Here is a 12,282-nt window from a genome sequence, read left to right as displayed (position 1 = left end):
CGCGCCGGTCGCGAGCGCGGCGTCGATCCGCTTCAGCCATGGATCGAGTTCATCCAGCGGCGGCGTGACCGCGTACGTCGGCGGCTGCAGCAAGGCGGCCACGACCGGGCGGTCCGCAGGCGGCATCGAATACCGCGGAAGTTTGTCGGGCGGCACCCATGCGAGCGCCTGGCCCTCGCGCCCGCGGGCCGGGCCCTGCCAGGTTTCCACCTGCCGCACGTCGAGCACGAGCTGTTTGTCGGGATAGCGCTGCGGTACGCGGATCAACGGCGCGCCAACGCGCGCATCGATGCCCAGCTCTTCCTGGAGCTCGCGTGAAAGCGCCTGTTCCGGCGTCTCGCCGGGCTCGCATTTGCCGCCCGGGAACTCCCACAGGCCCGCCAGGTCGCGCCCCTCGGTGCGGCGCGCCAGCAGGATGCGCCCGCGCACGTCACGGATGACGCCGGCGACGACGTGGATCGAGCGGTGCGACGGCGGAGGAATGGCTAACGGGTCCAAGCGGGACACTCTACGGACCGCGCCGATACGCGGGCAAGCGACGCGGCAAATCGCACGCGCGCGGGCCGGCGCGCGCGGCGCGACTCACGCGGTCAGGCGAGCTGGCCGTGGCAGTGCTTGTACTTCTTGCCGCTGCCGCAGGGGCACGGATCATTGCGGCCGATGTTCGCGACCGCAGCTGCGGCGGCGCCCGCCGCGAGTACGTCGGCTGCCTCTTCTTCCGTGCCGAAGCCGCCGACGTCCGCATGCTGGAACCGCATCTGCTGCGACTGCGACTCCAGCTGGGCGCGCGCGGCTGCTTCCTCATGCGCGATCTCTTCCTCGCTGCGGATTCGCACGCGCGCCAGCATCGTCACCACTTCGCGCTTGACGTTCTCGAGCATTTCCGAGAACAGCTCGAAGGCCTCACGCTTGTATTCCTGCTTGGGCTGCTTCTGCGCATAGCCCCGCAGGTGGATGCCCTGGCGCAGGTAATCCATGCGCGCGAGATGCTCCTTCCAGCTCTGGTCGAGCACGTTGAGCATGATGTGCTTTTCGAGCATGCGCATCGTCTCGGCCCCGAGCTGTTCCTCGCGATCGCTGAAATGCTTCGCAACGGCAGCGTCGACGTGCTTGAGCACGCCTTCCGCGTCGAGTTCGGGCTCGGACTTCACCAGCGCATCGAGATCCAGCTGCACGCCGAAGTCCTCGGCGATGCTCGCCTCCAGGCCCTTCAGGTCCCACTGCTCGTCGATCGAATTGGGCGGCACGAACTTCTCGACGGTCTCGTGGACGACGTCGGCGCGGATCGCCTCGATGTTCTCGGCCACGTCCGCGGCTTCGAGCAATTCGTCGCGCTGGCCGTAGATGACCTTGCGCTGGTCGTTGTTGACGTCATCGAACTCGAGCAGGTTCTTGCGGATGTCGAAGTTGTGCGCCTCGACTTTCCGCTGCGCGTTCGCGATCTGCTTGGTCACCAGCGGCGACTCGATGATGTCGTCTTCCTTCAGGCCCATGCGCGCCATGACCTTCTGCACCCAGTCGGCCGCGAAGATGCGCATCAGGTTGTCTTCGAGCGACAGGTAGAAGCGCGACGAACCCGGGTCGCCCTGGCGACCGGAGCGGCCGCGCAACTGGTTGTCGATACGACGCGACTCGTGGCGCTCGGTGCCGACGATATGCAGGCCGCCGGCGGCCTTGACCGCCTCGTGGCGCGCCTGCCACTCCGACTTCAGGCGCTGCTTCGTGACTTCGTCGACCTCGCCCTCGGACTCCAGCTGCGCCAGCTCGGACTCGAGCGAGCCGCCGAGCACGATGTCGGTACCGCGGCCGGCCATGTTGGTGGCGATGGTGATCGCGCCCGGACGACCGGCCTGCGCGATGATCTGCGCCTCGCGCTCGTGCTGCTTCGCGTTGAGCACTTCGTGCGCGATGCCGAGCTCGCGCAGCTGGTCGCTGAGCATCTCCGACACCTCGATCGACGTGGTGCCCACCAGCACCGGCTGCTGCTTCTCGTGGCAGGCCTTGATCTCGTTGATCACCGCGCGGTACTTGCCGGCGCGGTTGAGGAACACGGCGTCCGGATTGTCCTTGCGCACCATCGTGCGGTTGGTCGGGATCACCGTGACTTCGAGCCCGTAGATGCTCTGGAACTCGTACGCTTCGGTATCGGCCGTGCCGGTCATGCCGGCGAGCTTGCCGTACATGCGGAACAGGTTCTGGAAGGTGATCGACGCGAGCGTCTGGTTCTCGCGCTGGACGGGCACGCCCTCCTTCGCTTCGACCGCCTGGTGCAGGCCGTCCGACCAGCGACGACCCGGCAGCGTGCGGCCGGTGAATTCGTCGACGATGATGACTTCGCCGTCGCGGATGATGTAGTCGACGTCGCGCTGGTAGATGGCATGCGCGCGCAGCGCGGCATTGAGGTGGTGCACCACGCTGAGGTTGTGCGGATCGTAGAGATCCTCGTTTTCCTCCGAGAGGATGCCGGCCTGTCGCAGCAGCTGCTCCACGCGCTCCTGTCCGCCTTCGGACAGATGCACCTGCTTGCCCTTCTCGTCGACCCAGTAATCGCCCTCGCCTTCCTCGGTCGCCTGGCGAACGAGTTGCGGCACGATGCGGTTGACCTTGATGTACAGCTCGGGCGATTCGTCGGCCGGGCCCGAGATGATCAGCGGGGTGCGGGCCTCGTCGATCAGGATCGAGTCGACTTCGTCGACGATGGCGAAGTTCAGGCCGCGCTGGACGCGATCCTCCTTCGACAGCGCCATGTTGTCGCGCAGGTAGTCGAAGCCGATCTCGTTGTTGGTGGCGTAGGTGATGTCGGCGGCGTAGGCGGCATGCTTGTCCGAGTGCGGCATGCCCGGGTACACGACGCTCGTCGTCAGGCCGAGCCAGCCGTAGAGCTTGCCCATCTGCGCGGCGTCGCGGCGCGCGAGGTAGTCGTTGACCGTGACGACGTGGACGCCCCTGCCTTCCAGTGCGTTGAGGTAAACGGCCAGCGTCGCGGTCAGCGTCTTGCCTTCGCCCGTGCGCATCTCGGCGATCTTGCCAAGGTGCAGCACCATGCCGCCGACCAGCTGCACGTCGAAATGGCGCATGCCGAACACGCGCACCGAGGCCTCGCGGCAGACGGCGAACGCCTCGGGCAGCAGCTTGTCGATCGTCTCCCCGTTGCCGACGCGTTGCCGGAATTCGGGCGTCTTCGCCTTCAGCTCCTCGTCGCTGAGCTGCTGCATCTGCGATTCGAGGGCATTGATCTTGTCGACGGAGCGCTGCAACTGACGCAGGAGGCGTTCGTTGCGGCTACCGAAGACGCGGGTGAGCAGGCTGTTGAGCATGACGGACCGATTGGAAAGGGGGCTGCGGCGACGTGCGTGCGTCGCCGCCAATAAAAAAGGGCGCTGGGCGCCCTTTTACGGCATCGCGGATTGTAGCTGGAGGCGACGGACGGCGTTTGCAAGCCGCCCGCGGCCCGGTCGTCAACCGCGAAGGCGGGCGCCCTGCAGGAACGGTCGCGGATCGATGACGCGGCCGTCCTGCCAGACCTCGAGGTGCACGTGCGCACCGGTCGAGCGGCCGGTCGAACCGGCCTTGGCGATTTCCTGGCCGGCGCGCACCAGCTCGCCCTGGCGACGCTCCAGCTGCGAGTTGTGCGCGTAGCGGGTTACGTAGCCGTTGCCATGGTCGATTTCGACCACGTTGCCGTAACCGGATCGCTCGCCGACGAAGCTGACCACGCCATCGGCGACGGCCAGGACCGGGTCCCCGGTATGGGCCGAGAAGTCGATGCCCTTGTGGAACTCGCCGCCGCCGACGACCGGGTCGGCGCGTTCACCGAAGCCCGACGTGATGTAGCTGTCCAGCACGGGCGCGCGCGACGGCACGGCGTTGAGGGTCAGCTGCCGGTTGGTCAGCAGTGCGCCGAGCACCGTGAGCTGGTCGCCGGAATTGCCCAGCCGGTGCTCGAGCATGTCGAGGCTGCGGCCGAGCTCGCCCTTGGGCATGTCGCGCACCTCGCCGTCGCCGCCGACGCCGACGGGACGGTCGAAGTCGAATTCGCCGTCCTTGAGGCCGCCCATTCGGGTCAGCCGGTCGCCGAGCGCGTTCAGCCGGTTGGCTTGGGCCTGCAATTCGCCTACGCGCGCCGCGATGGCGTTGAGTTCGCGCTGCGCTTGCGCCTGCCCGGTGTGCGCCCGCGCCGTTTCGGCCGCGAGCCTTTGCTGCGAGATCGCGGAACCGGCTGCGCCGCCGGCGACCAGCAGGGCCATGCCGCCCGCCATGAAGGCCGAAAGCGCGAGCGCCGGCCGGCGCGCGGCCTGCTGCCCAAGGAAGTCGAGTGCGTCGGCGATGAGACCGCGAGGATTTACGATGTTCGAAACGGTCATAGGTTCGATGCCAGATTCCAGGCCCAGGTCGCGAAAGAAGGCCACCGGTCCCACCCGCGCACCGCTGGATGCGTTGCTGGATGGACCGGGCGGCGATCCCATGCGTCGAGCCCTATGGCTCGACGACCTGGACGGTCGATTGCGCCCATTCCTGCCGGACGGGCTGGCCGCGCATGCGCGGTTCGCGAATATCGATCGCGGCAGGCTCGTGTTTGTGGTCGATGCGCCGATCTGGCAGGCGAAGTTGCGCCTCGCCATCCCGGAGCTTCTGCAAGCGGCCCGGTCCCTCGGGCTCTCTGCGGACGACGTCGTGATCAGGACGTCGCCCGGGACGACTGCCGACCCTCGGAAGGTCAAGGCGCCACGTCCCATGTCGGCCGCATCGCAGCAGGCGCTGCAGGCGGCGCTGGCATCGCTGAGGGACCTCGACTAGTCCCGTACGCGTGATGCCACCCCCGTGCGGCAACGTATGCCGCCTGGGGTGCCGAGATGCTAACGGCGGCCCCCGGCGGGGGTGTTAACGGTTCGGTAAGCGAAAGCACGATTCCGTTAAGACGAGGTTATTCGTCACCGAACATTCACGCGCCCGGCGATGAACGGTCCGGGAGTCGGTGCTTTTCGCAGGGGCTGCGCGGCTCGACCGACGCGCAAGTCATTGACCCGAAAGCGCTGCTCAGGCGAGGCCGAGCGCTTGGCCCGGAATGCCGAATACCACCGGCAGCGGCGCGTCCGCGCGGAACGTGACTTCCTCCCACGCTGCCTGCTCGGCCAGCAACGCCCGCACCAGCTTGTTGTTGAGCGCGTGCCCGGACTTGTAGCCCTCGTAGGCGCCCACGATGGCGTGGCCGGCGAGGTAGAGGTCGCCGACCGCGTCGAGGATCTTGTGGCGCACGAACTCGTCCGCGTAGCGCAGGCCGTCGTCGTTCAGCACGCGGAATTCGTCGAGGACGATCGCGTTGTCCATCGAGCCGCCGAGGCCCAGGTTGCGCTCTCGCATGTACTCGAGGTCGCGCATGAAGCCGAACGTGCGGGCGCGGCTGACTTCGCGGATATAGGCGTCGGTCGAGAAATCCACCACGGCGCGCGAATGCGAGGCCGGGATCGCCGGGTGGTCGAAGCGCACGGTGAAGCCGATGCGGAAGCCGTCATGCGGCGTGAACCGCGCGAACTTGTCGCCGTCGCGCACTTCCACTTCCCGCAGCACGCGGATGAACCGCTTGGGCGCAGCCTGCTCGGCGATTCCGGCCGATTGCAGGAGGAACACGAACGGGCCCGCGGAGCCGTCCATGATCGGCACTTCGGCCGCCGACAATTCCACATAGCAGTTGTCGATGCCGAGCCCCGCGAGCGCGGAAAGCAGGTGCTCGACGGTCTGGATCTTGCCGACGCCGCTCGACAGCCCGGTGCAGAGTGTCGTCTCGGTGACGAGGTGGGCCTTCGCCGGGATCTCCGCGACGGGCTCGAGGTCGGTGCGGCGGAACACGATGCCGGTATCGGCAGGCGCCGGACGCAACGCCATGAACACTTTCTCTCCGCTGTGCAGGCCCACGCCGGTCGCCCGGATCACGTTCTTGAGGGTTCGCTGGCGGAGCATGGTCAGAAGTCGAACCTTCGACGGAGCGGACGAAAAGTTAGCATGCAGCCGGCTGAACCTGAACGGAAAGCCGCCTCACGCGTGCATCGACGGCGACATTGGCGCCACCGACCGTGAATGGGAAGTGGTCCCGGTGCAACCGACCGCGATGGGCCGACAGCCGGTAGTGCAACCACGAAAACGGCGGGAGGCAGTGCCTCCCGCTGGAAATCATCGGCCGACGGACAGGCAGCCGATGCTGTATCGCAGTGGCGATGGTGCGACCACTGCGCGGGACGGACACGCCGCCCCGCGTTACGCACTGATGTTGCTACGCGCTTGGACGCGCCGCGAACATGCGACTCAGTCAGCCTGGCGACGAAGGAACGCCGGGATGTCGAGATAGCTGTCGCCACCGAAATCCGCGACCGCCGGCTGCGAGGCGGGTGCCGCCGGTGCCGCCGATGCCGGCTCCGCGCGCGTGCGCAGGCCGCTGGTGAAGCTGGGCACGCCTGCGGACATGCTCGGCGAGTAGGCGTTGGTGACGTCTTCGATCGGCATGCCGGTGGTGCCGTCACGCTTGCTGGCAACCACCTGCATCTGCGGGCGACGCTGGCTCTCGAAGCCGCGATCGGTCGCACGCAGCGCGGCGCGATTGAGCCCCGTTGCGACGACGGTCACGCGCACTTCGTCCTGCATGTCCGGATCGAGCACGGTGCCGATGACCACGGTCGCGTCTTCCGATGCGAACGCTTCGATCGTGCGACCGACCTCGTCGAACTCGGCCATGGTGAAATCGGGGCCGGCGGTGATGTTGACGAGGATGCCGTTCGCACCCGACAGGTTGACGTCGTCGAGCAGCGGGTTCTGGATCGCGGCCTCGGCAGCAGCCTGAGCGCGGTCGTCGCCGCGGGCGGCGCCGGTGCCCATCATCGCGAGACCCATCTCGCTCATGACAGTGCGCACGTCGGCGAAGTCGACGTTGATCAGGCCCGGGCGCACGATCAGGTCGGCGATGCCCTGCACGGCGCCGAGCAGCACGTCGTTCGCGGCGCGGAACGCCTGGATCATCGTGGCGTTGCGGCCGAGCACGGTGATCAACTTCTCGTTGGGGATCGTGATCAGCGAATCGCAATGCTGCGACAGCTCCTCGATGCCCTTGAGCGCGACCTGCATGCGACGGCGGCCTTCGAACGGGAACGGCTTGGTGACGACGGCGACGGTCAGGATGCCCATCTCCTTCGCCAGCTGCGCGACGACCGGCGCGGCGCCGGTGCCGGTGCCGCCGCCCATGCCCGCGGTGATGAACACCATGTCCGCGCCCTGCAGTGCATCCATGATGCGGTCGCGATCCTCGAGCGCGGCCTGGCGGCCCACTTCGGGGTTGGCACCGGCGCCGAGGCCCTTGGTGACGTTGCCGCCGAGTTGCAGCTGCAACTTCGCGCCGCAGTTCTTGATCGCCTGCGAATCGGTGTTGGCGGTGATGAACTCCACGCCATCCACGCTGCTGTTGACCATGTGTGCGACCGCGTTGCCGCCGCCGCCACCGACGCCCACGACCTTGATGACGGCGTTGGGAGCCATTTTTTCGACCAGTTCGAAGTGCGCCATGTCCGTTGTCCTCGTTGGTGCCGCCATTCGAAACTCGCTTTCGATGCCGGCTTTATTTGATGTCTATTGTTGCTGATGTTTGAAACGCTGTGTGCCGTCGCTACGAATTTATTTGCAATTTGTTTCGCCGCCGCCCAACCGCTTTCCGCTCTTCGCAATGCTTTTTTGCGACGCTCAGAACTCGCCGCGATACCAGTTCTTCAATCGATTCAAAACGCCGCCTGCCCGACCTGCGGGCAACATCGGCCGACGCGGGTTCTCGATCTGGCTTCCCATCAACAGAAGGCCGACGCCGGTGGCATGCACCGGGTTGCCGACGACTTCGCCCAGTCCCGTCACGTGCTGCGGAATCCCCACACGCACGGGCATCTGCAGCATTTCCTCCGCCAGCTCGACCACGCCTTCCATGCGCGCCGCGCCACCGGTGAGCACCATGCCGGCGCGGACGTGCTGCTCGAAGCCCGATCGGCGCAGTTCGGCCTGCACCATCTCGAAGATTTCCTCGTAGCGCGCCTGCACGGCCTGCGCCAGCGAAGCACGCGGCATGCGGCGCGGCGGGCGATCGCCCACGCTCGGCACCTGGATCGATTCCTCGGCCGTCGCCATCTGCGCCAGCGCGCACGCATAGCGCACCTTGATCTGCTCGGCTTCGGGGGTCGGCGTGCGCAGCATGTGCGCGATGTCCTCGGTGACCTTGTCGCCGGCGATCGGCAGCGACGCGCTGTGCGCGATCGCGCCCTGCACGAACACCGCGATATCGGTGGTGCCAGCGCCGATGTCGACCAGCGCCACGCCCAGCTCGCGCTCGTCAGGCGTCAACACTGCATTGGCGGACGCCAGCACGCTCAGGATCAGGTCGTCGACCTGCAGCCCGCACTTCTGCACGCACTTGGAGATGTTGGCCGCGGCCGACTGCGCGCAGATCACCAGGTGCGCGTGCACCTCGAGGCGCACGCCGGTCATGCCGACCGGGTTGCGGATGCCTTCCTGCGAGTCGTCGAGCACGTAGTCGCGCGGGATCGCATGCAGGATCTTCTGGTCGGCGGGGATCGCGACCGCCTTGGCCGCGTCGAGCACGCGCTCGAGGTCCGCGTGCGTGACCTCGCCGTCGCGGATAGGCGCGATGCCCTGCGAATTTCGGCACTGCACGTGGCTGCCGGAGATCGAGGCATAGACGGAGCGGATCTCGCAGCCGGCCATCAGCTCCGCCTCCTCGATCGCGCGCTGGATCGACTGCACGGTCGAATCGATGTCGACGACCACGCCGCGACGCATGCCGCGCGATTCATGCGAGCCCAGGCCGATCACCTCGATCGGTTGGCCGGGCAGGTATTCGCCCACCAGCGCGGTGACCTTCGAGGTGCCGATGTCGAGGCCGACGATCAGCGATTTGTCGCCCTTGCGATTCATGTGATGGTGGGGTTCGCGATGCGGGGGAAGAAGAGCGCGGCAGTAGGCGGCGCGCGAGGTGTCGGCGGTGCGGCGAGCGCGCGCTTGGCGGCGTCGACCGCGCCGGCCCACGTCAGCGCGAAACCGTTGGTGTAGCGAAGATCCGCCCGTTCGATGTGGCGTTCGGGATTGACCATCAGCTGGGGCAGCAGGCGCACGAAGCGACCGATGCGGGCGCGCGCTTCGCTGCGCCCGACGATCACCTGCGTGGCGAAGCCCCCGTGCGCGCGGTCGAACAGCGTCAGCGACCAGCTCCCGCGCGGATCGACCGCCACGGCCTGTACGTTCATTCCGACCGGCGCGAACAGCGTGCGCGACTGCTGGTAGAGCTCGACCACATCCGCCGCCTGTGTTTCAGGGCCATCGAACTGCGGCAGGCCGGCCGGCACCTTCGCGCCGCGCGCGTCGAACAGGCGGCCCTTGTCGGACAGCAGCCGGCCCTGTCCCCAACGCGCGAACGGCCGATGCTCGGTGATCGACACCTCGAGCACGTCGGGCCAGCGCTTGCGCACCTGCGCACGATCGACCCATGGCAGCTGCGCCACGGCGGCCTGCGCGGCCTTCAGGTCGACGGCGAAGTAGCCATGCTTGGCGTAGGGCAGCAACGCACGTTGCACCAGCGACGGATCGACGCGCTCGAAGCGCCCCGTCGCCCGCAGGTGCGTGAGCGGCCAGCGGTCCGCGCCGATCCAGCCTCGCAGCACCGCAACCACGGGCAGCGCCACCAGCGCCACCGCGATCAACCAGGCTGCAAGGCGAAGCATCGCGTTCACGCGGCGCTGCCTCCTTCACGATCGAACGACGACTCGAGTACGCGCCAGCACAGGTCAGCGAATTCGATGCCGACCTGCCGCGCCGCCTTCGGCACGAGCGAATGGCTGGTCATGCCGGGTGCCGTGTTCACTTCGAGCAGGTAGAACCTGCCGCTCGTACGGTCGCGCATGACGTCGACGCGGCCCCAACCAGCGCAGCCGGCCGCCTTGAACGCATCGACGGCGATGCGACGGATCTCGTCCTCTGCCGCGCCTTCGAGCCCCGGACACAGGTACTGCGTGTCTTCCGCGATGTACTTGGCGTTGTAGTCGTACCACTCGCCCTTGGGCACGATGCGGATCGACGGCAGCGCCACGTAGTCATCGCCATTGGCAATCACCGCCACGGTGAGTTCGTCGCCCACGATGAGCTGTTCCATCAGCATCTCGCCGGGATACCGCGCCGCGAGCGCCACGGCTTCATCGAGCCCGGCATCGTCCCGCACGCGCGAGACGCCGACGCTCGAGCCTTCGCACGAGGGCTTCACGATCACCGGCAAGCCGAGGTCATGCGCCGCCGCGTGCACGTCGTCGCCCTTCTGGAGACGGACGTAGCGCGGGGTCGGCAGGCCCAGGCTCAACCAGACCTGCTTGGTGCGGATCTTGTCCATGCTCAACGCCGAACCGAGCACGCCGGAGCCCGTATACGGCACGCGCAGTGCCTCAAGCAGCCCCTGCAGGACGCCGTCTTCACCCCCGCCCTTGTTGCCGTGCAGGATGTTGAAGACGCGATCGACGCGGCCGTCGCGGATCGCGTCCACGAGTGCGTCGATGCCGTCGATGGCGAACGCGTTCACGCCCTTCGACTGCAGCGCTTCGAGCACGTTGCGGCCGGAATCGAGCGAAACCTCGCGTTCGGAGCTGGTGCCGCCCATGAGCACGGCGACGCGCCCGAACGCGGCGGGATCCGAAACGCGCGGTGCGGCGAGGACGAGGCTCACGAATCGGCTCCTTCGAATCCATGCGCGGCGATGTGCTGCGCGGCGTGGCCAATGTCGCCTGCGCCCATCATCAGCAGCAGGTCGTCGGGCTGGAGGACATCGGTGAGTACGCGCGCCAGGTCCGCGGCGCCCTGCACCACGATCGGCTGAGTGCGGCCGCGCGCGCGGATTGCTCGTGCGAGCGACTTGGCATCGGCGCCGGCGATCGGTGCTTCGCCCGCCGGATACACCTCGGTGAGCACCAGCACGTCCACTTCGGACAGCACCGAGGCGAAGTCGTCGAACAGGTCGCGCGTGCGGCTGTAGCGATGCGGCTGGAACGCGACGACCAGGCGCTTGTCGGCCCAGCCCCCGCGCGCGGCCTTGAACACCGCGTCCAGTTCCTTCGGATGGTGACCGTAGTCGTCGACCAGCGTCACGGTGCCGCCGTGGACCGGCACCTGCGCGAGCAGGTTGAAGCGTCGACCGATCCCCGCGAAGTTCTCGAGCGCGTGGCAGATCGCTTTCGGGTCGACGCCGAGCTGCCAGCCCACTGCAGCCGCGGCGAGCGCGTTCTGCACGTTGTGTACGCCCGGCATCGCCAGCGTGACGCTGCACCGCTGTTCATCCGGCAGGCATAGGGTGAAGCGCATGCGGCCGCCCATCTGCTCGATGGCCTCCGCGCGCACGTCGGCTTCGGCCGACAGGCCGTACGTCAACACGTGGCGCGCCGCGTTCTGCGCGAGCGCGGCGACTTCCGCATCGTCGATGCACAGCACGGCCAGGCCGTAGAACGGCAGCCGGTGCAGGAACTCGTCGAATGCCGCGCGCACCTTGGCGAAGTCGCCGCCGTAGTTCTCGAGGTGGTCCGCGTCGATGTTGGTGACGACCGCGATCTGCGGGTTGAGCCGCAGGAAGCTGCCGTCGGATTCATCGGCTTCCGCCACCAGCCAGTCGCCACCGCCGAGCCTGGCGTTCGCACCCGCGGCCAGCAACTGGCCGCCGATCACGAAGGTGGGGTCGATACCGCCCTCGCCCAGCACGCTGGCGGTGAGCGAGGTGGTGGTCGTCTTGCCGTGCGTGCCGGCGATCGCGATGCCGCGCTTGAAGCGCATCAGCTCGGCGAGCATCTCGGCGCGCGGCACGATCGGAATGCGCTGCGCATGCGCGGCGACGAGTTCCGGGTTGTCAGGCTTGATCGCACTGGAAACCACCAGGCACTCGACGCCGTCCACATTTGCGCCGTCATGCCCGCGGAACACCGTGATGCCCAGCCGCGCGAGGCGACGGGTGACCGCGTTGTCGGCATTGTCCGAGCCCGACACCTGGTAGCCGAGCGTGCACATCACCTCGGCGATGCCGCTCATACCGACGCCGCCGATGCCGACGAAGTGCACGCGCGCGCCGCCCTTCGCCGGGTTCTCGAGCAGGCGGTGGCGATGCGTGGGGATCATGCTGCGCGGTCCATGTGAAACGTTTCCATGACGAAATCGGCGACGCGCGCGGCGGCGTCGGGGCGTGCGAGCGCGCGAGCGGCCTCCGCCATCGGCCGC

Annotated in this window: 10 protein-coding genes; 1 reads left to right on the top strand and 9 read right to left on the bottom strand. The window is 67.7% G+C overall.

Annotated elements, in window-relative coordinates:
* The 3 genes from mutT to FW784_RS08740 all read right to left on the bottom strand — a co-directional run.
* On the bottom strand, window positions 1-483 hold a 483-nt coding region (gene mutT / locus FW784_RS08750; RefSeq protein WP_149352968.1), incomplete at its 3' end, for an 8-oxo-dGTP diphosphatase MutT.
* Window positions 484-590: 107 nt separating this feature from the next.
* Entirely contained in the window at window positions 591-3,317 is a 2,727-nt protein-coding gene (secA, locus tag FW784_RS08745; protein WP_149352966.1) for a preprotein translocase subunit SecA, read from the bottom strand.
* Between the two features lie 141 nt (window positions 3,318-3,458).
* Entirely contained in the window at window positions 3,459-4,259 is an 801-nt protein-coding gene (locus FW784_RS08740; RefSeq protein WP_235893627.1) for a M23 family metallopeptidase, read from the bottom strand.
* Between the two features lie 205 nt (window positions 4,260-4,464).
* Here FW784_RS08740 and FW784_RS08735 point away from each other — a divergent pair, with 205 nt between their 5' ends.
* Window positions 4,465-4,797 (top strand): DciA family protein, encoded by a 333-nt coding sequence (locus FW784_RS08735; protein ID WP_235893625.1) that lies wholly within the window; start codon window positions 4,465-4,467, stop codon window positions 4,795-4,797.
* 240 nt (window positions 4,798-5,037) lie between these two features.
* Here the strand turns inward: FW784_RS08735 and lpxC are convergent, their stop codons facing one another.
* From lpxC to murC, 6 genes are all read right to left on the bottom strand, one after another.
* Window positions 5,038-5,958 carry a UDP-3-O-acyl-N-acetylglucosamine deacetylase gene (lpxC, locus tag FW784_RS08730; RefSeq protein ID WP_149352964.1) on the bottom strand — a complete coding sequence of 307 codons (921 nt, stop codon included), beginning with the start codon at window positions 5,956-5,958 and terminating at the stop codon, window positions 5,038-5,040.
* A 342-nt stretch (window positions 5,959-6,300) separates the two neighbouring features.
* Entirely contained in the window at window positions 6,301-7,548 is a 1,248-nt protein-coding gene (ftsZ, locus tag FW784_RS08725) for a cell division protein FtsZ (RefSeq protein ID WP_149352963.1), read from the bottom strand.
* Window positions 7,549-7,722: 174 nt separating this feature from the next.
* Complete coding sequence (ftsA, locus tag FW784_RS08720; protein WP_149352962.1) at window positions 7,723-8,958, bottom strand: cell division protein FtsA; 1,236 nt, start codon at window positions 8,956-8,958, stop codon at window positions 7,723-7,725.
* Window positions 8,955-9,770 (bottom strand): cell division protein FtsQ/DivIB, encoded by an 816-nt coding sequence (locus FW784_RS08715; protein WP_149352961.1) that lies wholly within the window; start codon window positions 9,768-9,770, stop codon window positions 8,955-8,957. The genes ftsA and FW784_RS08715 overlap by 4 nt, the downstream gene beginning before the upstream one ends.
* The gene (locus tag FW784_RS08710; RefSeq protein WP_149352960.1) at window positions 9,767-10,750 is read right to left on the bottom strand and encodes a D-alanine--D-alanine ligase; all 984 of its coding nucleotides are present in this window, start codon (window positions 10,748-10,750) and stop codon (window positions 9,767-9,769) included. Before FW784_RS08710 ends, FW784_RS08715 begins: the two co-directional genes overlap by 4 nt.
* The gene (gene murC, locus FW784_RS08705; RefSeq protein WP_149352959.1) at window positions 10,747-12,183 is read right to left on the bottom strand and encodes a UDP-N-acetylmuramate--L-alanine ligase; all 1,437 of its coding nucleotides are present in this window, start codon (window positions 12,181-12,183) and stop codon (window positions 10,747-10,749) included. The genes FW784_RS08710 and murC overlap by 4 nt, the downstream gene beginning before the upstream one ends.
* Window positions 12,184-12,282: the final 99 nt, after the last annotated feature.

Source organism: Cognatilysobacter lacus, from assembly GCF_008274655.1.
In the GTDB taxonomy this organism is placed as follows: domain Bacteria; phylum Pseudomonadota; class Gammaproteobacteria; order Xanthomonadales; family Xanthomonadaceae; genus Cognatilysobacter; species Cognatilysobacter lacus.
Note: the sequence above shows the minus strand (reverse complement) of the source record. Positions and strands in the feature narration are given on the sequence as shown.

Coding starts and splice junctions, on each gene's coding strand:
- ftsZ (WP_149352963.1), bottom strand. CDS start 7,548: ATGGCGCACTTCGAACTGGTCGAAAAAATGGCTCCCAACGCCGTCATC.
- ftsA (WP_149352962.1), bottom strand. CDS start 8,958: ATGAATCGCAAGGGCGACAAATCGCTGATCGTCGGCCTCGACATCGGC.
- lpxC (WP_149352964.1), bottom strand. CDS start 5,958: ATGCTCCGCCAGCGAACCCTCAAGAACGTGATCCGGGCGACCGGCGTG.
- secA (WP_149352966.1), bottom strand. CDS start 3,317: ATGCTCAACAGCCTGCTCACCCGCGTCTTCGGTAGCCGCAACGAACGC.
- murC (WP_149352959.1), bottom strand. CDS start 12,183: ATGATCCCCACGCATCGCCACCGCCTGCTCGAGAACCCGGCGAAGGGC.
- FW784_RS08735 (WP_235893625.1), top strand. CDS start 4,465: ATGCGTCGAGCCCTATGGCTCGACGACCTGGACGGTCGATTGCGCCCA.
- FW784_RS08740 (WP_235893627.1), bottom strand. CDS start 4,259: ATGGCGGGCGGCATGGCCCTGCTGGTCGCCGGCGGCGCAGCCGGTTCC.